Origin of the sequence: Vibrio aestuarianus (assembly GCF_028858425.1) — a bacterium.
In the GTDB taxonomy this organism is placed as follows: domain Bacteria; phylum Pseudomonadota; class Gammaproteobacteria; order Enterobacterales; family Vibrionaceae; genus Vibrio; species Vibrio aestuarianus.
Window position 1 is genome coordinate 12,656 of record NZ_JAKNYQ010000002.1, and the last position, 25,447, is coordinate 38,102.

Consider the following 25,447-nt stretch of genomic DNA (forward strand, 5'->3'; position numbering starts at 1 on the left):
ATATGACGCTATATAAACAACTTGTAGCGGGAATGATTGCAGTCTTTATAATGCTGATGACTTCAGTATTTATCATTGAGTTCAATACCACCCGCAACAGCTTAGAGCAGCAGCAACGCTCTGAAGTCAGTAACACCATCAACACCGTAGGGCTAGCGCTGGCACCGTATCTAGAGAAAAAAGATAAGATTGCCGTTGAATCAGTCATCAACGCGTTATTTGATGGCAGTTCATACTCTGTCGTGCGGCTGATTTTTTTGGACGATGAAGAGGAGATTTTACGCTCCTATCCAATAAAACCAAGTGATGTACCGCAATGGTTTACCGATCTACACCTGTTTGCTCCTATTCATGACCAGCGCGTAGTGACGAGTGGCTGGATGCAGCTCGCTGAAGTGGAAATCGTCAGCCACCCTGGCGAAGCTTATGCCCAACTTTGGCAAGCTTTACTTCGCTTGCTCACCGCTTTTAGCGCCATTTTTATTATTGGTTTAGCCGCGATTGCTTTCATTCTAAAACGCGCTTTGCGTCCGCTACAAATGATCGTCGAAAAAATGGAGCAAGTGGCGCGTAACCAATTCGGTGAACCGCTTCCTCGCCCCGCAACTAAAGATCTCATCTATGTCGTTGATGGCATCAATAGTATGTCAGCGCAAGTTGAAAAATCATTCAAAGCACAAGCGCAAGAAGCGCAGCAATTGCGTGAACGGGCTTATATCGACCCGGTTTCTCACTTAGGTAACCGCGCCTACTACATGAGCCAACTCAATAGCTGGCTAACAGAAAGTGCACTTGGTGGGGTTGCAATTCTTCAAGCTGAATTCGTTAAAGAGTTGTATGAAGACAAAGGATATGAAGCCGGAGATGGCATGGTTCGACACTTAGCAGACCACCTCAAAGTCTCAATTACATCTCCAGAAGTCACTCTAGCGCGAATTTCAACAGAAGAGTTTGGTTTCATTTTGCCAAACATGGATGAAAGTGAACTAAAAATTATTGCCGACAGCATTATGAATTTTGTGCAAGACGTCAGCGCCGACCCAACGGGTATGGCATCAGCTAAAGTTTCTTTAGGGGTCGTTTATAATAAAGAGCCTAAATCTTCGACACAGGTACTGTCACTGCTCGATAATGCACTGGCACTCGCCACAGCCAACCCAGACCTCCCTTATGGCTTTGTGAGTAGTGAAACCGATCAAGTGGTGATGGGTAAACAACAGTGGAAAACTCTAGTTGAAGAAGCGATTCATAACGACTGGTTTAGTTTCCGCCTGCAAGCTGCGAATAACAGTTGGGGACAAACTTTCCATCGAGAAGTGTTTTCCGCAATTGAACATGATGGCCAACGTTACAGTGCTAATCAGTACCTGTTCGCACTCGATCAGCTCAATGCAAGCCATATATTTGACGAGTATGTTATACAGTCGATGATAAAAAAATTAGAGAATTCAGAAGTTAACGAACCTTTAGCCATTAACATTGCTCAAAGCAGTATTTCTCAGCCAAGCTTTATTCGTTGGATAACCCAAACTCTTACCAAACACCGATCCATTTGTGCAAATTTGCATTTTGAAATACCGGAAGCGTGCTTTATCAATGCCCCTCATCACACGGCATTATTTTGTAATGCCGTGCGTACCGCTGGCGCTGATTTTGGAGTTGATAACTATGGACGAAACTTCCAGTCTTTAGATTACATTAATGAATTCCGGCCAAAATATGTGAAGCTAGATTACCTATTTACGCATCATTTAGATGATGAAAAACAGAAATTCACTTTAACGTCAATTTCTCGTACTGCGCATAATTTAGGTATCACCACTATTGCATCAAGGGTTGAGACTCAAACACAGCTTGATTTTCTTTCCGAGCATTTTATTGAAGTCTTCCAAGGCTTTATTGTTGATAAATAAGAAGAAGGTCAGATGTAATGCAAGACACGCTACTTAATTCGCTTATCTATGTGAGCCGTTATTACGGATTGGCGAATTCTCCAGAAGCGCTTATCAACGGTCTACCACTGTCCGATGGTAAACTGACACCTTTTCTATTCCCTCGCGCTGCTGAACGGGCCGGCTTGGTTGCGAAAGAAAATCGCTCAACACTACAACAAATACCCAAATTGGTCTTTCCCGTTGTACTGCTACTGAAAGGTGGCGAGGCGTGCGTACTTAATAGCATTAACGAGGAAAGTCAGGAAGCTGAAATTGTTACCGCAGAATCAGGGTTAATTCCTGTTGCCTTACCATTAGAGGAACTGACCGAGCGATATATTGGTCGCTACTTTATGGTCAAAAAGCAGTTTCGCTATGATGAACGCTCGCCTGAAGTTTTAAAAACTCGGGATGGCCATTGGTTTTGGGGCACATTATGGCAGTCAAAACATATCTACCGTGACGTACTGATAGCCTCTATATTGATTAACCTATTTGCCATTGCCGCACCCATGTTTAGCCGCTTGGTTTACGATAAAGTTGTGCCAAACCTCGCCTTTGAAACATTGTGGGTACTCGCAAGTGGTATTTTCGTTATCTTCTTATTTGATTTATTGCTAAAACTACTTCGTAGCTACTTTATTGATGTTGCCGGAAAGAAATCAGATATTCTCATATCCTCAAAACTGTTTAGCAAAGTGATGGGAATCCGCATGGAATCACGTCCTCCATCAGTAGGCGCATTTGCACGCCACCTACAGGAATTTGAGTCGATTCGTGAGTTTTTTACCTCAGCAACAATTTCATCATTGATCGACCTTCCATTCGCGCTGCTATTTCTTCTCCTGATTTGGTTTATGGCTGGCAATTTAGTACTTGTGCCCATTGCGGGCGTGCTTATCATTGCTATCTATTCTCTTCTCATTCAAGCGCCGTTACGACGAGCAATAGAAGAGGGTTCTCGCCTGGCCTCACAAAAATACGCAAACTTAATAGAGAGCTTGGCAGGGTTAGAAACCGTAAAATTATTTGGTGCTCAAAGTCAGTTCCAATACCGCTGGGAAGAAGCGGTCGCACATATGGCCAATTGGAATATAAAAAGCCGCCGTATTACCGATGGCATCCAAAATACCGCAGGCTTTGTTCAACAAGCGGCAAATGTGGGGATGATCATTTTTGGCGTGTATTTGATTTCTTCCGGTGATCTCACTATGGGTGGCCTTATTGCCGCAACCATGTTGAGTGGACGTGCCATTGGGCCAATGGTCCAACTTTCACTGCTTTCTACCCGTTATAATCAAGCGAAATCTTCCCTGAAAATTATTGAACAAGTAATGCAAATGCCAGATGAACAAGAAAAAGGTAAGCGTTATATTCACCGTCCAATAGTACAAGGGAAGATTGAACTGGATAACGTCACCTTTCATTACCCTGATTCGCCAGTCGCTTCTATTCGCAATTTGAGTATCACGATCACTCCTGGAGAGAAGGTTGCTATCATTGGCCGCATCGGCTCGGGGAAAACGACGTTAGAACGCCTGATCATGGGGCTGTACCAACCAACAGAAGGCCATGTACGCATCGATGATACCGATATTGCACAACTTCATCACATTGATGTACGCCGTAATATTGGCTGTGTGCCACAAGATAGCAACCTGTTCTATGGCTCTATTCGAGACAATATTACCTTGGGCCGACCTTTAGTCGATGACAGAGATGTTATGGATGCAGCGAACCGAGCTGGAGTGACAGTATTTACTCAGCAAGATCCTGCAGGATTAGAGCGCCAAGTCGGTGAAGGGGGGTTACTGCTCTCAGGTGGTCAACGACAAGCGATTGCTATCGCTCGCGCTCTTTTAGGCAGACCACCTGTGCTTTTACTGGATGAACCCACCAGCGCAATGGATAACCGCTCTGAAATGCACATAAAGCATCAGTTATCCCAACTAACACCAAGTGAAACCTTGATATTGATTACACATAAAACATCAATGTTGGATATCGTTGATCGCGTGATTGTGATGGAAAAAGGTTGCGTCATCGCCGATGGTCCAAAATCTATGGTGTTGAATGACCTCAAACAAGGTAAGGTTCGCGCAGTACAGTAATACCGATTACTTATTGTAATTAGTACAAAAATGGGGAGCACTACACTCCCCCGTTTTTTAAATCATAAGTGAGGTTAGTTATATCCCTCCAACATCCTCTTCTTCAAGCATAGATGCACACTTAATATCGTACTGATTGAACGAAAATATACTTGCGCCATGTACCCGCTTGGTGACGACACGTTCATCACCAAATTGCACAGTGACATGAGTGTATACTTTATTTTTGGCTTCTATTGTGTTGATCTCAAGTAACTGTTCAAACTCATCCGTGAGTATCTCTAACGCTGTTTTGGCTTTTTCTAAGCGTTCATTTGACTGTTGCTTAAATTGTTCAATTTTAAGCTGCTGCTCTTCGGTCCTTTCAGCTTTCGGCTTTTTCTTAAACTCAATTTCTTGGCGGATCACGTCCATAGTGGCTTCTTGAGCTTGGGTATACTGATCTTTGTGTTTGGCTATGCGATCTTTATACATGGCATAGCGAGCAAAAGCCTGCACATGAGTAGCGGTATCCCCTTCAACCCCCAGATTAAAGCAGACAACCTTGCCACCAACTTTGGCATGACCGCCGCTCAATGTACCTTGTTTTTCTTTACTATCAATAACTTTCAGCTCATTGCCACAACGCAACTCATTACTCATACTATGTACCGCTAGATTAATATCTTCCGCGGCTTGTAGTTCACTAAATTGAGCATAATTTGCGGTAATCGAACCACCTGATTTGACAATACAGCTCTTGGGTTCACCTTCCGATACCGTATGACCAATAATACCTTTTCCAACTTCAATGTTATCTTGTGCCTGAACATCAGCAGACTCAATAAACCCACCGATGGTGATTGAGCCCGTAGCACGCACAATCATGCCTGGTTCAACATCTCCAGTGATCACGACACAGCCTTTAAACTTCACGTGGCCGGTAGCAACACTAACATTGTTTAAGCATAGTGCATTATCCACATCCACCGTTTTGCTCTTGAGTATTGGCATGCCAGCCTGGCTAGACAGCAATAAATTAGGATCATTAGGTGATATATAAGAACCTTTACCGGCAACCAATGCTGAATCTGTACCCGGCTTAGGTGGAATAATTTTGCCTTGAACGGTGTAGCCAGGCGTACCTTTAGTGGCTGGAATACGACGCATCACTGCGTCATCTTGGCCAACGGTGATCGTTTCACCGAGGTTACGCATATCGACTTTATCTTGACCTGGCTTTTTGGCTGGAGCTAAAACACGCTTAGTAACATCCTCAACTAAAGCAATAAACTGCGTATCTTTACCCTGAATTGGCTCTTTTCCTTGTGCTACTGGTTGGTTGAAGGTTTCGCCACCTTTTAAAGTGTGGCTCACCATTAGCACTTTTTTTAACGCTAATTTATTAATACCTTTCGTTACATGAGACTGTGCTAACGCGTGTACTACCTCACTTCCTCGTAACGCTCTTCCGCCGTAAGCTCCCGTAACAACCATGCTTGCAAGCATGTCATTATCACTCAATACCACTTCGACGGTTGCATGCTTCATGCAGGCAATAGCAATACCGGAAAAGGCTTCACCTTTTCCTTCTTTGGCACAATTAATAAAACGTGTGATTTCAGCTTCATCTAAAAAGTAATTCGCAGCACCAAGCTCCAATAATGCTTCTTTCAAGCCAGTCTGATCAAAACGCTTGTCGACAGACTCCGTTCCTGGAAGCTGCGCTATCACTTGCATTTTGTCTTGTGAAAACGAGATAAAGCTTGTCCACATATTACTCAACCCACACGTTCAATCATCCTTTACTTGGCAGTGTATACAATTTAATGAGCGGGCTAAATATATCGACAATCAAACTAAGGGATACATCACTTAGTGATGACCAAACTCACCCAATACTGTCTAAAGAATAGGATGGATTGAGATAAATGGGCACTTTTGATATGTAATAAGTCACTTTGTAACTATTCATTGGCATGCTTGATAGCGTATTCTACTACGCGTTGAGTGAATAAATAGCCTTCACACATCGTCCATGTTTTGAGTATTCAAATGATTCACAAAGCTCAGACACTAGTATCACTCCTCGACCATGCGTTTTATCGTTATTCTGGTCAACTAGGTTCTTATAATCAAACCCATCACCATTATGCTCAAGTAAAAAAGTCACTTGCGAGCGATCAGGGTCGTAGTCCACATCCAAATTAACCCAATAACTTTCATCCAACTCGCTCATTCGCTTCTCTCGTAGCTCATAAAAAGCAAAGAACCCTTCCGGGTCATCCTTTAATGCAGAGTCCAATTTCAGTAGGCCATGCTCAATGGCATTAGCGAACAACTCAGAAAGTACAGAACAGGCTAAATCAAGATGAGCACCACTGCTGACAATGCCTCGCATAATATTGCGAACTTCATTCATGATCGCTGTCTTTTTGAGGATACAGGCGGGAAAATGCAAATGACTTTGCATTGGAATAGAGCAAAGGACCGTTTTCTTCTGCGGCGCAAGCACATCATTACGATTTGTGATAGGAAAGGTCATAGAAAGGATCGACAAATCATCACCACGTCCCCGATTGGCAAATTGACGCACTTCCTCATACAGATCTGCGATAAGATCTTGGCGACTTCTTTGTAACACTCGCTCTAAACGTTGCTGGCCAAACTGCTCTCCTTTTTCGTTCATCGCTTCGGTAATACCATCGGTATAACAAATAATTCTTTGATTAGGTTCTAGCTTAAAATGCACCAAATTCACTTCGAATTCATCAGGTTCAAGCACTCCCAATGGCATATGTGAAGAGACTAAGCGTCGAACAATTTGTCCGTCACTGTCGAGCAAATAACCATCAGGTAATCCCCCTCCCCACCATGATACTTCTAATCCATTCGCTCTAATCTCAAACACACTAGCGGCAAGCATCATGCCTATCGGCAGAAATTTCACGAGCGCATTATTCACTTCTTCGACAATTTCTCCAAGCGACATCCCTTTCTCTGTCATAGTAAAAAAAGTTCGTGTCGCAGGAATGGTTGATATAGCGGCAGGCAAACCATGCCCGGTAGCATCCGCAACCATCACATACACACCGCCGTATGGTCGATTTGCTACGACAATGAGATCACCATTAAAAATAGTAGAAGGTGTCGAGATATAATTTATCCCATAAATGTTACTCACCTTGGTGCTCATCTCATCCATTAGGTTAGTAAAAATGGACTCGGCAATAGCGTAGTCATATTGCACCTGCTCATTAAAATGATGGAGTTCATCTCTTTGCAAGGTGACTTCATTATGCATTTTTACAATGCGGTAGTGTGCTTGAACTTTTGCAATCAACACACTCCGCTCAACCGGTTTCAGAATAAAATCATCACCTAGAGATAAGCAACGTTCATAAGAATCGTGGTCGTCTAAGACAGTCAGGAAAATGATCGGGATATGGTGGTAAGGAAATGCTTGGCGTATCTCCTTGGCCGTTGCAAAGCCGTTCTTAATTGGCATCATTACATCAAGCAAAATAATGTCAGGCAACTCGTCCATTGCTAGCATTGCCTCAACGACACCCTCGCCATTTTCAAAGGTATCGATATGCTCGACGATATGAGACAAGATAAATCGACACAGTTCTCTATTCGTCGCATGGTCATCAACGATCATTACTCGCATAACCTGCTCCTTTTAAGTTTTATTCAATAGAAAACTTTTTATCAAACCGCGAAATAAGCAAAATTTTCTTGACTTGAGGTAAGGTGTTTATAATGCGGATCATCCCATCACTCTGTTCAAGATATTTATGCATATTCAGTAACATGCCAAGGCCAGCGCTATCAATGTAATCGACTTTACGCAAATCAATGGTGAATCGATAATCTCGGTAGGGGGAATAACTACTACGAAAATCTTTTACTAAACCAAATCCAAAAGCACCTTCTATTGCAATGGTGATATGTTTGGTGTTGTTATCCACTTCGCTTTCAATACTCATGTACTTTTCTCCTAAAACAGCTCAACATCACCTTCATCCATACTGGTTTGGTTGGCAGCTGGTGCATTTCGGTTGCGCAATCGTTCCGTCAATTGCTGAAGCTGTTCAGCCAATAAGTCTTTAGACATATTCTGACTGTGGACCGCTTTCAAAAGCTCGATAGCTTCTTGCATATACATGATCGATGTTTGCGCATACTCACCTTGCTGCACAACTATGTCCGCAAACTGGAGTGAGCGAACACCATTTCCCACTTGCGTTGTTAACTCATATCCTAACTCTTGAATCTTTTGTACTTCTTGTTCAATTTCGGTATTTATTTGTTGTACACCACGCAGCATGTGATCTACTTTTTCTTTAGATTCAATGACATGAGTCATATCTATCGAGGCCATATCACCAACCGTTTGGTTTGCTTGTTGAACCGTTTGTAGTGCCACATTAATTTCCGATTCTATTTTTCCATTAAGATCTCGAGCTTTTACCGACAGTTCACGAACCTCTTGAGCAACAACAGCAAACCCTCGCCCTGCCTCCCCTGCCCTTGCCGCCTCTATCGCTGCATTAAGTGCTAGTAGGTTCGTTTGCTCTGATAAACCTCGTACTTGCGCCAATAATTTAAACACCGTATCGAGTTTTTCGGACATATCATGGATACTGTGTACCGCGGAAATACTTTTCTCAGAAATATCAATTAGCGTTTGTACAAAATTATCAATTATCGCCTCAGTACGTGGTAAAACTGTGGTTAAATCATATTCACTGCCTTGGTTAGCAAGTAAATTGTTAACCAATGTACTAGAGATTAAACTTTGCTTTTCACTGACACTTTGCAAACCGAAAAAACTGTCATTGAGAGTTTCGATAGATTCATCAATAACAGTGCGTTGCATCGCCAAAGGTTCACTGACTTTCGGTAATGTCTCAGTAAATAACTGCTCTATTTGTTGGATATATTTCATTGAATCAAGGGAAGTATTTCCTTGAACTGTGGGGGATGATGACGAAAGTTTGCTGTTACTTTTAAGGCTTAGCGGCAAGATAAACCAAGGAATAAATGCCGCAAGAATCCATACACCAATGTGCCAACTCAAATCAGAATAAAACATAGCAACTAACAATGCGCTTATCTGCACAACTAAAGCCAATATGTATTTTGCTTTCTGGGTGATTGTTCTATTACTCATTGCCCATTCCTTGAAAGTAAATGTTTACCAATTACGGATAAAGCTCATCACATATCCATTGAGGAATCGCACTCAGTGCTTTGATATGCTGAACAGCACCGATATCAACCGCCGCTTTTGGCATTCCCCATACAATGGAACTCTGTTCGTCCTGAGCGATAGTAAAAGCACCATGTTGTTTCATCTTTAACATACCTTGCGCTCCATCTTTACCCATTCCAGTCAAGAGAACGCCGATCGCTTTATCACCAACCACTTCAGCAACAGCGTCAAACATGACGTCAACAGAAGGCTTATGCCGATTTACCGCAGGGCGATCATCAAGCTGACAATAAAGATGGGCTCCTTTTTTAATTACAATTAAATGTTTATCTCCAGGGGCAAGGTAAGCACACCCATTGACCAATGGCGCCTGATGAGTAGAAAGCTCACGAACCTCAATTGCGCTGTTTTTGTTTAAACGTTCAGCAAATGGGCGAGTAAACATTGCGCTAATATGCTGAGTAATCACTATCGGCGGTAAGCCGGATGGCAATGCAGACAATACGTTTTTCACAGCCTCCGTTCCCCCAGTAGACGCACCAATCGCAATCAATTGGTAAGCAGTCTGTGCGTGGCTGCCGACCAATTTTTCAGTGACATTTGCATGGTGATTTGGCTGAACGATGTTTGCACCTGCGGCTATTTTGAGCTTTTCATTCACCAGTTGTTTATAGCTGACCATTTCAGCCGTATTTTCAATGGCGGGTTTGGGAAAATAATCGACAGCTCCCGCCTCCAAAGCTTCTAAAGTAGCTTCAGCCCCGTGCTGTGCGAGTGTTGAGATCATCACCACAGGCATCGGCCTCAAGCGCATCAAATTTTTTAAAAACTGCACACCGTTCATTTTTGGCATTTCAATATCTAACGTCAGCACGTCGGGGTTATGCTTTTTTATCAGCTCTCTTGCCTGATAAGGATCTTCTGCCATTGCAACGACTTCCAGTATCGGGTCTGCATTGATCAACTCAGATAATAAGGCTCTGAAAACAGGGGAATCATCTACGACCAACACTTTGATCTTCTTACTCATTCAAATAACTCCACATCATTCTGTTTGTTATGAGTTTCACGTTCCAACTGTGTGGCATACCTCTTTTCTTGATTACTGAGCAAAATAGCGTCACTAAATGGAATCCTTTTCAACCACGCTCTGCCTGTTAATGGATCAAACATCACTTTTCTTGGTTCACTGCCACCTAGGTCTTTCGCTGCAACAATGAGCTGTTCTTGTTTTGCATAACTGGTTATAAAGTCGATGTTTTTTTGACCAATCATAATCTTCAAACCGAGCATTTGAGCACCACCAAATAATTTAACTCTTAATCGCTGACGATCAGCCCCCATTTTGATTAATTGGTTAATCAGTAATTCCATGGCATAACAGCCATATCTTGAAGCCGTTGATGCAACTTCATCTGGTTTCCAATGGTCAATTTGTGAATAATTATCAAATGGCAATAGGAAATGGTTCATTCCTCCAACTTTCGCTTCAGGGTCCCATATACACGCTGCCACGCACGATCCCAAACCAGTACAGATAATTTCTTGACGGTTAGTGCAGTAGATACCTCCGGGCAGCACTTTCACCCAATCCACATTCTTTTGTGGGTGGTGGAACCGATTAAAATGTCGGTTATCCTCTGTAGAGTGAATCGCTGACGATGCCATGTTTAATTACCTTATAGCTTCACATAAATGGTGTGGCCAAGATGATGGAATAGATCAGCACATCGCCCGACACTTTCTGAGTGACCAAGAAGTAAAACCCCATTAGGTTTTAGCCAATCATAAAATCGTTTAATCAAGGCCTCCTGCGTAGGTTTATCAAAATAAATCATGACATTACGGCATGAAATCAGGTCTAGGTTATTAGGTACTGTCCATCGAGATAACAAATTAAGTTGCTGAAAATGAACATAGCTTTGTAATTTACTGGCTATCTTCATCTTCCCATGCTGCGCACCGACGCCTTTTAAAAAGCACTTTTTTAAATACGGTTCCGGGATTGTCGCGGCTGCTTCAGCTGAATAAATTCCAGCTTGCGCATGCGCCAACACTTGAGTATCTAAATCGGTCGCATAAATATCGACATCCTGGGCAAAATCAAATAAACCTGAGCAATAAAGTGATGCAATAAAGCTGTACGGTTCTTCACCAGTTGAACACCCTGCTGACCAAATTTTAGGATGACTAACCTGTTGAGCTTTCCACTCTGCTAATAACACTTTTTCTAAGAACTCAAAATGATGATACTCACGGAAAAACTGTGTTTTATTAGTCGTCAGTGTATTAATAAAGTGAATACGCTCTTGTTCATTTTGCTCAATAAGCTGCTTATAATCACTAAACCGTTGCACACCACGTTTGCGCATCTGACGACTGATCCGCCCATAAACCATGGCTCGCTTAGCGTCTGAGAGATAAATACCCACCGTTTTATGCATGAACCACTGAATGAATTTGAAGTCGCTATCTGTTAACTCAAACTCTTGGTTAATATTCATCGCAGTGGCACCGGTTAGAATTCTTCCCATTCATCTCCGTCCTCAGCAAGATTGAGCGTTGAATTAACCACTTTGGTTGGTGATCGGATATCACTCACATTCGCTTTAGTGGTTTGGGCAACTCTATGCGGCTTTTTCGATTCGAAAGTGGTGATATTGCTATCTGTCGCAAAGTAATTCATTAAGTTGAGCAGCTCTTTACCTTCATCTTTCAATGACTGGCTTGCTGCCGACGTTTGTTCAACTAGGGAAGCATTTTGCTGTGTCATCTCATCCATTGCGGAGACAGCTCGATTAATTTCATCAATACCGGTTGACTGTTCAATACTAGAAGAGGCTATTTGGGCAATAAGATCAGAAACTCGCGCTACAGCATCGACAATTTCTTTCAATGTCGCACCAGATTCATCCACCAAACGCGAACCTTCTTCGACCTTCTCAACACTGTCTTTGATAAGCCCTTTAATTTCTTTGGCTGCTGCTGCACTGCGCTGCGCTAAGTTACGCACTTCTCCTGCCACAACTGCAAAACCACGGCCTTGCTCTCCAGCTCGCGCTGCTTCAACGGCGGCATTTAGGGCGAGTAAGTTTGTCTGGAAGGCAATTTCATCTATCACACCAATAATGTCTGCAATCTTTTTACTGGCATTGTTAATTTCAGCCATCGCAGAGATCGCTTCGCCAACCACTTCCCCACCTTTGCCTGCTTTTTTGGCGGCATCATCAGCTAATTCATTCGCGCCTTTGGCATTATCGGCGTTTTGACGAACAGTTGCGGTCATCTCTTCCATGCTAGCGGCGGTTTGTTCTAGGTTCGAAGCTTGTGCTTCTACTCGCTGGCTTAAATCATTATTACCATCGGCAATTTCAGTTGATGCTGTCGCGACACGCGCAGACGAAACCGTAATTTTATCGACCATATCGCGTAAATTGGTAATGGACGTATTGACTGCATCAGTAAGACGACCAAACTCACCTTGGCTGCCTTCTTCCATTTTGGTATTAAGGTCACCTTCCGCCACTTTACTCATCACATCAATACATTGGCCTAGAGGTGCCACGAGTGTATCAAGTAAATTATTGATTCCTTCGCCTAATTCACGCATGAACCCACTGTATACTGTGGTATCGATTCGCTCATTCAGCTCGCCAGCAATCGCCTTTTGTATCAAGCTTTCAACTTGGCGCTGGCCGTCTTGCTGCTCGGTAATATCGACCCACTGCAATGCCGGACCAATATACTCACCCTTGCTATTACGCATCGCGATACAAGTTAAGTTAAATTCTAATGTTCCCACTTTAATATTCGATGAAAATGGCAGGCGATCTGGGTCTGAAATAATGCTGCGCTGGTGGCCCGGATTTTTATGGAACACATCAATGTTCTTTCCTACTAGGTTACTGGCATCAAAGCTCGATAATACTTTACGTAAATCGCTTTCTCGGCTGTGCATCAACTTAGATAACGATGGATTGAGATACTGAATAATGCCATTTTTATCCGCCATCATCAGGTTGGTGGTCATACCCTCGACGGCAGACGCCAAGCGACCAATTTGTTGCTCTTTAGCTCGCTCCTCTGTGACGTCTCGCCACTCCAATGTATTGCCAATGTACTGGCCATTTAAGTCATGAATTGCCGCAACGTTTAGTTCAATTTTGAGATCACCAATCGAAATGTCCGTGCTGTAAGGCAAATTAGTAGGGTCGCTGAGCAATTTTCGTTGATGCGCAGGGTGTTGGTGGAACTCATCAATACAGCGCCCTAACAACCATTCAGCAGAAGCAGTAAAGCCTGACCAAACGGTGCGCATGGTGCTTTCATGCTTCGCAAATAATGCCAATGTTTGTTGGTTAATGTAGGTAATAAGAAGGTCACGATCGATCATAACCATCGCGGTTTGAGCCTGGTCAACCGCGGCGCGCAAACGCGCCACTTCATCTTCTTGCCGTCGTATGGCGGTGACATCTCGCCACTCTAATGTATTGCCAGTATAAGCCCCATTTTCATCGATGATCGCCCCAACGTTAAGTTCGATTTTCACCCCTTTAATATCAATGACGGTCGTAAACGGTAGGTTTGCCGGTGTAGAGAGCATTTGACGTTGGTGCTGTGGGTTAACATGAAAACCATCAATGCAATAACCCATTAAAAATGATTCGTCAGCTCGAAAGCCAGGCCAAACACTTTGAAACAGAGCTTCATGCTGTTTAAGCAAAGTCAATGATTGTTTATTGAGATAGGTTATTTGAAAATCTCTATCAATCATCATCAATGCGGTTTTTGCCGCATTGAGTGCAGAGAGAAGTTGCTGGTTTGACATCCCTTCATTTTCATCGACTAGCGGATCATTTACTGGTGGAACAAATTGCGTTGTGGTTGCTGATTTTCTATTCCAAAATGCCATGAGTATTCCCTCACATAATAGCTTCTTCTACAAACGTCTGGTTTAGCCCTGTTACATCAAAAAGGGCCTCGATATTAATTAAGATCAAATGACCATTGGCTACAGAGGCGATCCCTTTCATAAAACACTGATCGACCGATGACGATAAGGCTGGGACTGGTTTAATTTGCTCTAAACTCAGGTCATAAACCTCGGAAACACCATCGACAATGACCCCTAATGGATTGTTGTGACTATCATTGAGGACAATGACAACCGTTGTGGCGCCTATTTGTGCAGGTGACAAATGAAAACGTAACCGCAAGTCAACAATCGGAACGTATTCACCGCGGATATCAAGCAACCCAAGCAAATAGTCGGGGGCATTGGGTACCGCACGAACGTCATTCCAACCTCGAACCTCACGTACGTCCAAAATTGGTACCGCGTACTCATCACCGTCAAGCACAAAACTGAGAAATTCTTGTGTCGGCATAAGCTACTCCCCACCTAAAATGCGCTGCATATCAAGAAGCTCATAGGTATCAAGCAGTGACATCACCTCATCACCAACATTGAGTAAACCCAGTAAGTAAGACGCCGCGGTAGTTTCACCAATCGCAGGAAAGAGCACATTCTCACCTTGAGCAATCACATCACTCACAGCGTCGACAACCAAACCCATCACTCTTTGTTGTTCTTCTTGCTGACAGTGCAATACCAATACGACAGTAGTTGGTAAGTACTCACAAGGTGACACCCCAAAGCGAATACGTAGATCAATAATAGGCACGATCATTCCCCGCATATTGATGACCCCTTTGACAAATTCAGGAGCATGAGGAATTGGCGTGGGTTGTTCCCATACTCTAATCTCTTCCACATCCTGAATGGCGACGCCATAAAGTTCTTTAGCAAGATGGAAACTTAGAAAATCAGCGGCGCTGCTGCGTTCTTCATACAATGCATTCAACACGCTTTGCGCTTGAGCCGTCTTTTGATGAGTTGATGAATATTCTGCTTCCATTCCTTCTTCCTTTTCATCTTTATACCCTTCCTACTTGAAGTTGCAGCGGTGTTGGCTACATTCGCTCACCCCAATCACATAGTTTATCTATGCTCATGGGGATGAACTCACTTGCCGCCTACCTGCAACTTCAAGTTGTTTGGGTATATTAGGCTGCAATAATTTTGGATGAGGGATTTGAACGGCGATTTGAGTACGCTGAAATTAAACCTTGAATATCTAATATCAGAGAAACTGAGCCGTCGCCTAAAATCGTAGCGCCCGAGATACCGGATACTTTGCTGTAGTTGGAATCTAAGCTTTTAATCACAACTTGCTGCTGATCCAATAACTCATCGACCAATAGCCCGACTCGGTTGCCTGCCGCCTCGACAAAGCAAATAATCCTATCGCTTAACTCTCCACTTTCCCCCATCTCAAGCTCATCTTGCAGACGTAAGATAGGGATGTTTTCTTCCCGTAAGCGGTACAGTTCAACCCCACCAGCGGCATATTTGATGTTGGCATGATTAATTTGAATAGATTCGATGATCGTCAGAAGAGGAATGATATAAACTTCACCGCCTACTTTAACCAATTGCCCATCCAAAATGGCTAAGGTGAGCGGTAAGCTAATGGTGAAATGACTGCCTTTACCAAGCGTTGATTCCACTTCAATATGGCCACCGAGCTCTTCAATGTTTCGTTTCACCACATCCATGCCGACACCTCGACCAGAGATATCTGAAACTTGCTCTGCTGTTGAAAAACCGGGGGCGAAAATGAGGTTAAGTATCTGTTTATCAGAGATGTCTTCACGCCGAGAGTCTTTAGGAAGCACACCTTTTTCTATGGCTTTTTGCCATATTCTTTCACAATCAATACCTGCACCATCATCTTTTACTTCAACAATAATTGAACCACCTTGATGGTAAGCATGGAGTTCTATCGTACCGGTTTCCGCCTTGCCTTGATCAAGGCGAATTTGCGGCTGTTCAATACCATGATCAATGCCATTTCGCACTAGGTGTACTAGTGGATCAACAATGCGTTCCAATACCGTTTTATCTAACTCGGTGTTTTCTCCGACAATATTCAGTTCAACTTTCTTTTCAAGCCGACCGCACAAATCTCGAACTAAGCGAGGAAAACGGCTAAAAGCAAAACTCATGGGTAACATTCTGATATTGAGTACATTTTCTTGTAGATCTTTACTATTTTGCAGCAGTTGAGCGAGGCCAGCTTTAAGTTTTTCCAGCTTATCCATACTGAAATCATTACCAATTTCAGTCAGCATTGATTGCGTAATGACTAACTCCCCCACCAGGTTAATTAAGCTATCAACTTTATCGATATCAACCCGAATTGAGCTAACACTCGATTCGGGTTTCGCCGCTTTAGTTGCTTTAGGAGAAAGGTCAGAAGTTGGTATCGTCACAACAGATAAGACGTCTTCCTGCCTATTGCTCGATTCTACTGTCGGTTGATCTGCATGAGGAGGTGTCATTTGAACGCCGATCTCTAGCCGTGAAATCGCCAAGTCACATTGATCTTCAACCCATTCGAAAATCTCACGAATATCGTTTTCATCAATGCCACCATTTAAGGTAATCGTCCAACCTAAATAGCAAAGTTCAGCCTCGATTTCAGCAAGCTCGGGAAGAGTATCTTGCTGAACCTCTATAATGCATTGCTCATCGAGTTCTTTGAGTTCGCGTAAGAGTCTCAATGGATCATTACCGCTAAAAAACAGTTCTTGATGAGGCGAAAAGACGATCTCCCAACGGGTGTTTGCGTTATGACTTTCGAGAGGGCTCTTTAATTCAGCGTTTTGGTGCTGATCATTATCCAGTACTTGCTCTTCATTATTTCCCGACAATAACGTTTGCAAAGACAGACTAACTTTTTGTTTAAGATCATGATCAACATCGATACCACTTTCGTGTCCTTCGAGCATGTTTCGGATGCAATCGCCACCTTTAAGGAGAATATCAACACTTTGAGCAGTTAACGTTGCTTGTTCATTTCGCACCAGATCCAAATACGCTTCAACCGAGTGAGTGAACTCACTGATATCAAGTAAGTTAAACGTAGCGGCTCCACCTTTTATCGAATGAGCGGCACGAAAAATAGTATTAATGGTCTCGCTGTCAACCTCGAGAGGATCAAGGTTAAGTAGTACACTTTCAAGTACTTCAAGATTTTCACGACATTCTTCGTAAAACATCTTGCGCAACATTTCCATGTCTAGAGCCATAGATATTCCTGCCAATTGATATTGTTATTTATGATGGTATTTTTTTATATGGTTCTATTTTTAAATAACGCGTTTCAGTGTTTTTAATAAAGTGTCAGGGTTAAATGGCTTGACCAACCACCCCGTTGCTCCTGCTGATTTTCCCTCTTGCTTTTTTTCCATACTGGTTTCAGTCGTTAGCATTAAAATGGGGATGAATTTGTACTGTGGTTTCCCTCTTATTGCTCTTACCAAATCAAACCCGCCCATAATGGGCATGTTGACGTCAGAGATAACAACGTCAAACTTTGTCTGCTGCGCCTTGCGCAACGCATCACTTCCATCATTGGCTGTTTCAACCTCATAGCCCGCATCTTTCAATGTGTGACTAAGCATTTGGCGGATTGAAACAGAATCGTCAACAGCGAGAATCTTTGTCATAGATTTTTCCTTACAAAACCCGATTACTCTGCGAACAGGCCTTCTAAAGCCAGCACTGTAATCCCTTCAGTGAGTGTATTTGTTGCGTTTACTAAGCTGATATCGATGTTGGCATGCCTCGCTGTCATAAAGAATGAAGCGAGTAATTGAATTCCTGCGGCATCAACATGTGCCACGAGAGAGGCATCAATGCGCAGAGGGGAATTTTGTTTAAGCCATTCTAGGTATTGAGCTTTGGAATCCAACACCGTTGAAATTTCCAAAGACTCAGCCAACGTTAAATCCATACCAACCCTTATGTATTATTATTTTTCTAATTATTTTGTTTTAAGCCTGATTTTGAGTGTAGAAGGTAATACTTAATTAGCAAGCGGCTGCATAACAACAAAAAGAGAAGATAAAAAAGCAAACAATACAGAAAAAAGTTGTAACTCATTAATAATTAAAATTTTTAATCAGAGATAGTAAGACTAAAAATAATATGAAACATGACTTGGGGAACTTCATTTCAATAAATTATTTACAGTGTAAACTTTATTTATGATCCAACATTTTTGAGGTGAAAAGCTATAATTTTAAAGAATATAAACATCGGTAGGTGGGTGTTTATGTTACCCAACGTTAGCAAATAACTTAAATACTATTCACAAGATTAGTTTGGAATGATTCAACGAAAATATGCTGGTTCAGGCTGGAAACGAATACTAATATTGTTGATATTTACACTATACCCAAACAACTTGAAGTCGCAGATAGGTAACAAGTGAGTTCATCCCCATGAGCATAGATAAACTATGTGATTGGAGTAAACGAACGTAGCAACACCGCAGCAACTTCAAGTAGGAAAGGTATATCAATGTGTTATAAAAAAGCCCCTAAAGACCAATCAAGGGCTTTTTATTTGTGCTGAAAGTTTTAAGCGTGCTGCTTTATCGCTTTAATGAGCACTGAAGTATCCATTCTTCCATCACCTTGAGCGGATAGAGATTGATAAGCTTGGATCGTATTCTCTGTCATTGGTAGTTTCACTCCTTGGCGCTGTGCTTCATCAAGGCAAAAACCTAAGTCTTTAATCATCCAATCAATGGCGAATCCATAATCAAATTTGCCCATTGACATATTCACCGCACGATTTTCCATCTGCCATGAACCTGCCGCACCATTTTTTAAGCAATCCACTAAAGTAGCAATATCTAACCCAGACTTTTCCGCCAAAATAAGTCCTTCAGACAAACCATTTAATACCCCTGCAATGCATATCTGATTGACCATTTTTGCGCGCTGACCTTGCCCTACTCTCCCCATCAGTACCGATGATTTACCATAAGCGGCAAAAATAGGTTGCAGCGTATCGAAGAGAGCCTGGTCTCCACCGCACATAATTGTCAATACACCATTTTCAGCGCCAGCTTGTCCACCAGATACCGGAGCATCCATAAAACGAATGCCAGCGGCTACAGATGCCTTGTCTAGCTCTTCAGCAAGCAATGCCGATGTGGTGGTGTGATCAACCAAAATCGAGCCAGGCTTCATTGCTGCAATCGCACCTGATGGGCTGGTCGTCATACTGCGAACGTCGTCGTCATTACCCACGCAAGTCAGCACAATATCGGCATCTTTAACACAATCGATTACATTATCAGCAAGCTTGCCTTGGTATTTTTCAACCCACTGCTGCGCTTTGGAATGTGTGCGGTTATAAACCGTGACATCAAACCCCGTAGCTTGCAGATGCCCCGCCATAGGAAAACCCATGACCCCTAGACCAATAAAACTCACTTTCATTGTTTTCTCCTTATATTAGCAACGCGTCTGCCCTAGTTTCGGGATTGCATGCATTATATCTATGACAATAACCTTCTCGTTATACCTGTTTTTAGTAGGGATAAGGACGAGAAACATACATGCTTTGCACGGCAAAGATAAAAAAACCGAGCTAGTAGCTCGGTTTATATGGTTTTGATGAAATTACAACTCAGCGTTATGGTAAACCTGCTGAACGTCATCACAATCATCTAGCATATCTAAGAACTTCTGGAACTTCTCAGCATCATCACCGGTAACTGGAGTATGGGTTTGAGGTACAAAAGTAATCTCTTCCACATCCAAAGTGATATCAGGAAATTGCGTGTTCAAAGATGTTTTTACTTTGAAGAATTCAGTGTGTGGCGCGAATACCGTGATAACACCATCTTCAAGTTCTACATCCGTTACGTCAACATCATCCATCATCAGTGCTTCAAGGATAGAATCTTCATCATCACCTTTAAACTGAAATACCGCTTGATGATCGAACATGTGCGCAACAGTACCTGGAGTACCGATTTTTGCACCAGTCTTAACAAAGCATTGGCGAACATCTTGGAAAGTACGGTTACCGTTGTCAGTCAAGCAATCAACAATAACGCTTGAACCACCAGGGCCAAAACCTTCGTAACGAGCTGGTTGGTAATCTTCACCGCCACCGCCAGCAGCTTTGTCTAGCGCTTTATCGATAACGTGAGCTGGTACTTGGTCTTTTTTCGCCTTGGTGATCAGGTGACGCAAAGACAAATTCATGTCTGGGTCTGAACCACCATTTTTCGCACACATGTAAATTTCTTTACCGTATTTGGAATAAACTTTAATTTTTGCGCCTTGAGTTTTCGCCATTGAGGCTTTGCGCACTTCAAAACTTCTTCCCATCGGGATGATCTCTCTAATTCAATTTTATGCGAGGGATTTTAGCAAAAAGTGGGATCATTTCAATTCACCACTTAGCAAAGACATGAACGCTACGCAACGCCCATCACTCTTTTGTATTTGTTCACCGACTGCAAAAACCACTCTTTCTCTGTCTCACTGGCAATCTTTGATTGCTGTTTCGTGATTTCCTCTGGCCCAGCTTTACCCTGCTTAAGTTTCCAAATTAAAAATGAGGCTTGCTTATCAAGTTCCACTTTATTTTTTTCATCAGCAGGCAGTAAAGAAAGGTTGAAGGACATGAGTTAGCCTAGATCAGTAAATACGTGGCACGAAATATAGCATAGGAAATGGGAAAATTAAGAGTAGAAATGTGCGTTTTGTCGGTATGAAATCAAGAAAAACGAAAATACAAAGGGTGGTACCAAGACCACCCTTGTGAATTTAATCGTGGGGAACACGTTAGTGAAGTATACCTAGCTCCTTTGCTTCCTCAATGGTTAAACCACTTTCGCGAATCTCTCTCAATGCTTCAATGCGGCGGCGAGCTTCGGCTGATTTAAGGTTTTTAACCGGTTTTTGAGTTTCTACTTCTTCCGTGAAGTCCCACTTACTTGCAATATCTGTCATTTCGTCATGGTTAATAGAATTAATGGACATTGTTACCTCCGAACAAACCATGTAAGGGACACGTAATCTTTAGCAAAGGGACCGATTGTTGTTAAGAACATTTAGTTCATAATGTGATTGGCGCTAGGGTTTCTGGAATCTAATTAATAAATCCCTCACTTATCCTTTGCTCAACTATCAGTGTAGAAGTACATTTAAGAAATTACCCTAAAAAATGTGTTCTGATCCAGCTCTCATTTTAGCTCTCCAGTCCCTATTCAACCTAACTCTCAAGCCATTTCCCCATATAGATAAATACTCAAAACTAAACCAAACTATACCTAAGCAACTTGAAGTTACCGATAGGTGGCAAGTGATTGGGGTGAGCAACCGTAACCAACACCACTGCAACTTCAAATAGGGAAGAGATATACAAAGAAGTTTTGTTTACAAATGGATAGTCAATCTAAGCGATTGGAAGGAGTGATGATGTCAAGGTTATTGATTTGGTTACATGCAATGGAAGCGCTTCATCAGCAACGAAACGATACTCAATGGCAAGCGCTTGAACAGCTACTTATCGATGTCCCAAGGAGTGTATTTGGGCCAGATCTCAATAACAATCAAAGTAAAGCAATTGCTTACTTTTTGGATGGTTGTCTACGTTTATTTCAACACCAGCAAACCAATCAACCAGATGCTGCCTTTCAATATTTACAGTTTGCTTACGCCAAACTACAGCAGACAAGTGCCGATCCGTTAACCGACTTAATTATCAAAGTTTGGTGCATGAAACGGCTGCAACATCTTATCGTTCTTTCTCTCGAATTTTGTCAGCAGCAAGATCAAACTCAATGGCACGCTATCGCTTCAGGCTTAATTGATGCGCATGTTAGCTTTATGGCGTCACTTTCTTGGAATGATGATCAAGGCCTGCATACCATTTTGGTCCATTAAGATAATTAACCTTGATCATGTTTCCATGCGTGGAATTTGGGCAAAAAAAAGCGAGCTCAAAAGAACTCGCGAATCTATTCAGAATGTAACAATATGAGCCAATCTATCAATCAGATAGGGAAAAGGTTGTCTATTCGTTTTCTAGTATAGTTAATGCAACCAATTGTAATGTCAATTACTGGTCAGAATTGTGTTGTTAATTTGTTCATTACTAAATGCCAATAGCGACTTCATCAAGCGCACGAAAGACCGATTCATCTAGATGGCCATCATAAACCTGTTTGCATACTTTGCGGCGTACGGCGAGGCCTGAAATTAAACGTTCTATTGATAAATGTTTATTCTCGTTTTGTGTGTTGTAAAGCTCAATTAATTTGCTCAACGTCTCATATGGGATCATCTCACCACTCACACGTAGCCAATCAAGCTTATCTATAAGTTCTATACACTCCTCTTTAATTGATGAAGGTGAGTGACCAGTCATTGCAGATAACGCTGTTATACTGCGTTCTAGAGCCTCTGGAGAGGTATATTTAGATAGGGTTATCGTGATTTCGTCAGCATTGATCTCTACAAGGTGTTTTCTCTGCTTAACACGACGTCCCAATTTGCCTTTTGGTGATGGTGCTTTGCGCTGAATTGGCTCAAATTCTCCATCAATAATCTCAGCCAGTTCTTCTAGTTTCTGCTTGGATACAATTTCATTACGCAGAGGATTAGGCAATGTAGGAGCCATATTACGCTTACCAGCGTTGGTTGTACGTGCGCGTGAATAGCGTAAAACTTCTTCAACATCGCACTTAATATCAACTTGGTAATCCGTGATCTTATTCTTTTCTGTTATTGCTGTTACCGTTAAATGATAACCCCATAGGTTAACGATAAAGATCTCATCGTTGCCTTTCCCTTCAGATAGCCGTTTCAATTCACGGATTAGATCCATTGAGAAACGACGCCATTCAATGTTACGGCCCAATTTTTGGTTGAGCTCGCTAAGTAGCATGCTGTCTGTGTGGCGACGAGACATCCTACTCCGAAAATAGGAGTACAATTGAAACACTAAGGTATGTTGTTTCAAGATCTCTGGTGGAAATAGGAAGAAATAATCACGAGTGAGCAGCTCTTCGTAGAATGACGGCTCCCAGACTAAAATATAGAGATTGGGCTTGATCCGGATCTCGCCATCAGCTCCCTCGGTTGGCGCTTCTTCTGAGGCGGTGATCGTTCTAGCAATAAAACGGAATCGATCACTCTTAAAACCTTCCGGCATATTTTCACTTAGCCAACGACCAGTCAATTCGTGCAGTTGAAAATCGGTAAATTCAATACGATCAATACTATCGCGAATTGAATCACGAGCAGGCCCACTGTCCTTTTTTCCACGTAACGACAAAATATCCGTAATGTAGAGCGGTGTTTTATTTGGAGTATGGGTGGTATTAAGTTGGTAGTCTTCTTGGTGATGATCATGGTATTGCACGGTAAGCGTAAACAGCGCAAACAATGTCATTAAATCATCGACCGTCATGATATTCTTCGATGAGCGGGTTTCAATAATCGCACGCGTACCTGAAATTGAAACCATTGATTTCTGGTAACTTTTACGAGTTCTTGGTGGAGCTAATGCTTGGTCAATAATCCCTGCCCAGTTGGTTGGGGAAACGACAAATTGATCCGCTTCATCTTTCATGGCTGGTGGAATGTTTAACCCGTGTTCATTGAGCAAACGTTTATTTACTTGAGTTTGAGCTAATGCTTTCGACCGTTTACGTTTTTCGGTTTGTTTTACTGATTCAGTGACTAAACTCGTTGATCCTAGGACTGAGATCAATTGATTAGGGTTGACGAATTTATGTAACATCGTCTTACCAGCTAGTCCTTCCTCGAATTTAACAGGGATCTGTTTAAATAAACCGATGCTTACTGCGGCACGTAAACGTTGCTGAATCGCAGCTCTGGTTAGTTGACCATCTGTTGCTTCGATTAATTCGGTTGTGGATACTAAACCGTCTTGACTCCGAAAGCCTCGTAAGGAGATAAGATTAAGAAGTTCAACAATACTTTTCGTCACGCCTTTGAAGTGTTGGTATTGCTCAACCCAATCTACGGCTGCCTCAGATATTTCAAAAAGATGACCATCTTTATGACTTCTTGGTGCTTTGATCAGTATTTTTTCGTCTGAGTTCATGATTAGATCCGTATCACACTGGCCGTAATATCGCTATAGTTCCAACAGAATAAAGAAAAAGAGATCATAAATAAAGAAAAATTTACTGCTTTTAAACAACTGATCTTTTTGATTATTCTGATCTATATTGATTATATGATCTAATGATCAGGAGAGATTTCTCCCTGTAATGCACTGTTTTTTAATGATAAAAAAAAAACACCCCCAGAAGCATGATCATCGTAATTATGAAAACATGATCAATGTTTAGGTGAAAGCATGATCAATATTTCGTTGAACGATGATCATTGCTGTTCTGAATCAATGATCAACGTATTCTTAAAAGCATGATCATCATACATCCACAACTTATCCACAGTCATGAAGTGAAAGTTATCCATTTCGCCATCATAATTCGAAATTGGACTAACCTTTGGCTACGGAACAATGATCATGAAAAGTATTCTTTCGTTAATTTTGGATACAGTTTGTACGATTTCATCTCAAAATAACAATGTCATGCTTTGCTATTGGTGTTATTGGGTTGCAAGTATATTGCAGCAAGCATGATCAAGGTCTGAATTGAATGTTCTTCACTTCGTTCGTGTTTTTCTACATGTTGTACTAACAGAAGAGAAATACGCTCGCACTTGATTCCATCTACAATCCCCGTAATTTAAATGAGATTTTACATGCTTCCGTAGATATTCTGCACTTGATCATTGATCCGTAAAGGATCAGGTTCCATTGCGGAGGCTTAATCCACTAGAATGCGATAGATTACCCTTGATCATTGTTCCTAAGTGTCCATTTTTATCAAGAAGCATGATCATCAAATAAGCCTTGATCATGCTTCCACCATTTTATAGTGATCAAAAGCTATTCCTCACCGAGCACGAGCTATTTAGTGCGAACTTGATTGATGATTTTTATTACTATTTTCTCACGATGTCGAATGAAAATGACACTAGCCGTAAATTACAGAGATTCTATAATCGTTCCGAAGGTTATTTTTTAAAGGAGCTATAACTTTTTCATATTTTTATTATCGATGGAATTTACATTATCCCATTCTGGTTTATGTTTTACATTTTCCAATCAATGTGAGTTTACATTGTAAATAAGTGACAACGTAATACTTTAAATCTTTCCAAGTTTGTTGAGATATAATGCTGTGCATTTTGCGTTTGTAAATTGGCCACTAACATTAAAT

Annotated in this window: 21 protein-coding genes; 3 read left to right on the forward strand and 18 right to left on the reverse strand. The window is 41.9% G+C overall.

Features of this window, described 5'->3' with window-relative positions:
- The first annotated feature begins 2 nt into the window (after positions 1 to 2).
- Positions 3 to 1,913 carry a bifunctional diguanylate cyclase/phosphodiesterase gene (locus MCT08_RS13825; protein WP_053308956.1) on the forward strand — a complete coding sequence of 637 codons (1,911 nt, stop codon included), beginning with the start codon at positions 3 to 5 and terminating at the stop codon, positions 1,911 to 1,913.
- Positions 1,914 to 1,930: 17 nt separating this feature from the next.
- On the forward strand, positions 1,931 to 4,045 hold the full coding sequence (locus MCT08_RS13830) for a type I secretion system permease/ATPase (protein ID WP_053308955.1): 2,115 nt from the start codon (positions 1,931 to 1,933) through the stop codon (positions 4,043 to 4,045).
- Positions 4,046 to 4,123: 78 nt separating this feature from the next.
- Here the strand turns inward: MCT08_RS13830 and MCT08_RS13835 are convergent, their stop codons facing one another.
- The 17 genes from MCT08_RS13835 to MCT08_RS13915 form a co-directional block, all read right to left on the reverse strand.
- Positions 4,124 to 5,800 (reverse strand): flagellar assembly protein A, encoded by a 1,677-nt coding sequence (locus MCT08_RS13835; protein ID WP_274673002.1) that lies wholly within the window; start codon positions 5,798 to 5,800, stop codon positions 4,124 to 4,126.
- A gap of 223 nt (positions 5,801 to 6,023) precedes the next feature.
- Entirely contained in the window at positions 6,024 to 7,697 is a 1,674-nt protein-coding gene (locus MCT08_RS13840; RefSeq protein ID WP_274678687.1) for an ATP-binding SpoIIE family protein phosphatase, read from the reverse strand.
- Between the two features lie 19 nt (positions 7,698 to 7,716).
- A complete protein-coding gene (locus tag MCT08_RS13845) occupies positions 7,717 to 8,016 on the reverse strand; it encodes an STAS domain-containing protein (RefSeq protein ID WP_053308952.1) in 300 nt (99 codons plus the stop codon).
- Positions 8,017 to 8,027: 11 nt separating this feature from the next.
- Complete coding sequence (locus MCT08_RS13850) at positions 8,028 to 9,203, reverse strand: methyl-accepting chemotaxis protein (protein WP_053308951.1); 1,176 nt, start codon at positions 9,201 to 9,203, stop codon at positions 8,028 to 8,030.
- Positions 9,204 to 9,234: 31 nt separating this feature from the next.
- Entirely contained in the window at positions 9,235 to 10,275 is a 1,041-nt protein-coding gene (locus tag MCT08_RS13855; RefSeq protein ID WP_274678688.1) for a protein-glutamate methylesterase/protein-glutamine glutaminase, read from the reverse strand.
- Positions 10,272 to 10,913 carry a chemotaxis protein CheD gene (locus MCT08_RS13860; RefSeq protein ID WP_274678689.1) on the reverse strand — a complete coding sequence of 214 codons (642 nt, stop codon included), beginning with the start codon at positions 10,911 to 10,913 and terminating at the stop codon, positions 10,272 to 10,274. Before MCT08_RS13860 ends, MCT08_RS13855 begins: the two co-directional genes overlap by 4 nt.
- An 11-nt stretch (positions 10,914 to 10,924) precedes the next feature.
- Positions 10,925 to 11,779 (reverse strand): CheR family methyltransferase, encoded by an 855-nt coding sequence (locus tag MCT08_RS13865; protein WP_274673005.1) that lies wholly within the window; start codon positions 11,777 to 11,779, stop codon positions 10,925 to 10,927.
- The gene (gene aer2, locus MCT08_RS13870) at positions 11,764 to 14,157 is read right to left on the reverse strand and encodes an aerotaxis transducer Aer2 (protein WP_274678690.1); all 2,394 of its coding nucleotides are present in this window, start codon (positions 14,155 to 14,157) and stop codon (positions 11,764 to 11,766) included. Before aer2 ends, MCT08_RS13865 begins: the two co-directional genes overlap by 16 nt.
- 10 nt (positions 14,158 to 14,167) lie before the next feature.
- Entirely contained in the window at positions 14,168 to 14,632 is a 465-nt protein-coding gene (locus MCT08_RS13875; protein ID WP_274675040.1) for a chemotaxis protein CheW, read from the reverse strand.
- A 3-nt stretch (positions 14,633 to 14,635) separates the two neighbouring features.
- On the reverse strand, positions 14,636 to 15,163 hold the full coding sequence (locus tag MCT08_RS13880) for a chemotaxis protein CheW (protein ID WP_053308945.1): 528 nt from the start codon (positions 15,161 to 15,163) through the stop codon (positions 14,636 to 14,638).
- A 148-nt stretch (positions 15,164 to 15,311) separates the two neighbouring features.
- Positions 15,312 to 17,399: a chemotaxis protein CheA gene (locus MCT08_RS13885; protein ID WP_274678691.1), complete on the reverse strand. Its 2,088-nt coding sequence runs from the start codon at positions 17,397 to 17,399 to the stop codon at positions 15,312 to 15,314.
- Positions 17,400 to 17,459: 60 nt separating this feature from the next.
- Positions 17,460 to 17,819: a response regulator gene (locus tag MCT08_RS13890; RefSeq protein WP_053308943.1), complete on the reverse strand. Its 360-nt coding sequence runs from the start codon at positions 17,817 to 17,819 to the stop codon at positions 17,460 to 17,462.
- Between the two features lie 23 nt (positions 17,820 to 17,842).
- Positions 17,843 to 18,106 carry an STAS domain-containing protein gene (locus tag MCT08_RS13895; protein WP_053308942.1) on the reverse strand — a complete coding sequence of 88 codons (264 nt, stop codon included), beginning with the start codon at positions 18,104 to 18,106 and terminating at the stop codon, positions 17,843 to 17,845.
- Between the two features lie 628 nt (positions 18,107 to 18,734).
- Positions 18,735 to 19,604: an NAD(P)-dependent oxidoreductase gene (locus MCT08_RS13900; RefSeq protein WP_053308941.1), complete on the reverse strand. Its 870-nt coding sequence runs from the start codon at positions 19,602 to 19,604 to the stop codon at positions 18,735 to 18,737.
- A 183-nt stretch (positions 19,605 to 19,787) separates the two neighbouring features.
- Entirely contained in the window at positions 19,788 to 20,504 is a 717-nt protein-coding gene (locus tag MCT08_RS13905) for a YebC/PmpR family DNA-binding transcriptional regulator (RefSeq protein WP_053308940.1), read from the reverse strand.
- Between the two features lie 89 nt (positions 20,505 to 20,593).
- Entirely contained in the window at positions 20,594 to 20,803 is a 210-nt protein-coding gene (locus tag MCT08_RS13910; RefSeq protein ID WP_053308939.1) for a DUF3283 family protein, read from the reverse strand.
- 160 nt (positions 20,804 to 20,963) lie between these two features.
- Positions 20,964 to 21,161, reverse strand: coding sequence for a PA3496 family putative envelope integrity protein (locus MCT08_RS13915; protein WP_053308938.1), 198 nt, complete (start codon positions 21,159 to 21,161; stop codon positions 20,964 to 20,966).
- 438 nt (positions 21,162 to 21,599) lie between these two features.
- On the opposite strand from MCT08_RS13915, the gene MCT08_RS13920 reads away from it, so the two are divergent.
- Positions 21,600 to 22,067: a transcriptional regulator gene (locus MCT08_RS13920; protein WP_274678692.1), complete on the forward strand. Its 468-nt coding sequence runs from the start codon at positions 21,600 to 21,602 to the stop codon at positions 22,065 to 22,067.
- Positions 22,068 to 22,278: 211 nt separating this feature from the next.
- Here MCT08_RS13920 and MCT08_RS13925 read toward each other — a convergent pair whose 3' ends face one another.
- The gene (locus MCT08_RS13925) at positions 22,279 to 24,255 is read right to left on the reverse strand and encodes a replication initiator protein RctB domain-containing protein (RefSeq protein WP_053308936.1); all 1,977 of its coding nucleotides are present in this window, start codon (positions 24,253 to 24,255) and stop codon (positions 22,279 to 22,281) included.
- Positions 24,256 to 25,447 lie beyond the last annotated feature (1,192 nt).

Bases quoted from the DNA above. Each gene is read 5' to 3' on its own strand.
- MCT08_RS13825 (WP_053308956.1), top strand. From the start codon at position 3: ATGACGCTATATAAACAACTTGTAGCGGGAATGATTGCAGTCTTTATA.
- MCT08_RS13830 (WP_053308955.1), top strand. From the start codon at position 1,931: ATGCAAGACACGCTACTTAATTCGCTTATCTATGTGAGCCGTTATTAC.
- MCT08_RS13835 (WP_274673002.1), bottom strand. From the start codon at position 5,800: ATGTGGACAAGCTTTATCTCGTTTTCACAAGACAAAATGCAAGTGATA.
- MCT08_RS13840 (WP_274678687.1), bottom strand. From the start codon at position 7,697: ATGCGAGTAATGATCGTTGATGACCATGCGACGAATAGAGAACTGTGT.
- MCT08_RS13845 (WP_053308952.1), bottom strand. From the start codon at position 8,016: ATGAGTATTGAAAGCGAAGTGGATAACAACACCAAACATATCACCATT.
- MCT08_RS13850 (WP_053308951.1), bottom strand. From the start codon at position 9,203: ATGAGTAATAGAACAATCACCCAGAAAGCAAAATACATATTGGCTTTA.
- MCT08_RS13855 (WP_274678688.1), bottom strand. From the start codon at position 10,275: ATGAGTAAGAAGATCAAAGTGTTGGTCGTAGATGATTCCCCTGTTTTC.
- MCT08_RS13860 (WP_274678689.1), bottom strand. From the start codon at position 10,913: ATGGCATCGTCAGCGATTCACTCTACAGAGGATAACCGACATTTTAAT.
- MCT08_RS13865 (WP_274673005.1), bottom strand. From the start codon at position 11,779: ATGGGAAGAATTCTAACCGGTGCCACTGCGATGAATATTAACCAAGAG.
- aer2 (WP_274678690.1), bottom strand. From the start codon at position 14,157: ATGGCATTTTGGAATAGAAAATCAGCAACCACAACGCAATTTGTTCCA.
- MCT08_RS13875 (WP_274675040.1), bottom strand. From the start codon at position 14,632: ATGCCGACACAAGAATTTCTCAGTTTTGTGCTTGACGGTGATGAGTAC.
- MCT08_RS13880 (WP_053308945.1), bottom strand. From the start codon at position 15,163: ATGGAAGCAGAATATTCATCAACTCATCAAAAGACGGCTCAAGCGCAA.
- MCT08_RS13885 (WP_274678691.1), bottom strand. From the start codon at position 17,399: ATGGCTCTAGACATGGAAATGTTGCGCAAGATGTTTTACGAAGAATGT.
- MCT08_RS13890 (WP_053308943.1), bottom strand. From the start codon at position 17,819: ATGACAAAGATTCTCGCTGTTGACGATTCTGTTTCAATCCGCCAAATG.
- MCT08_RS13895 (WP_053308942.1), bottom strand. From the start codon at position 18,106: ATGGATTTAACGTTGGCTGAGTCTTTGGAAATTTCAACGGTGTTGGAT.
- MCT08_RS13900 (WP_053308941.1), bottom strand. From the start codon at position 19,604: ATGAAAGTGAGTTTTATTGGTCTAGGGGTCATGGGTTTTCCTATGGCG.
- MCT08_RS13905 (WP_053308940.1), bottom strand. From the start codon at position 20,504: ATGGGAAGAAGTTTTGAAGTGCGCAAAGCCTCAATGGCGAAAACTCAA.
- MCT08_RS13910 (WP_053308939.1), bottom strand. From the start codon at position 20,803: ATGTCCTTCAACCTTTCTTTACTGCCTGCTGATGAAAAAAATAAAGTG.
- MCT08_RS13915 (WP_053308938.1), bottom strand. From the start codon at position 21,161: ATGTCCATTAATTCTATTAACCATGACGAAATGACAGATATTGCAAGT.
- MCT08_RS13920 (WP_274678692.1), top strand. From the start codon at position 21,600: ATGTCAAGGTTATTGATTTGGTTACATGCAATGGAAGCGCTTCATCAG.
- MCT08_RS13925 (WP_053308936.1), bottom strand. From the start codon at position 24,255: ATGAACTCAGACGAAAAAATACTGATCAAAGCACCAAGAAGTCATAAA.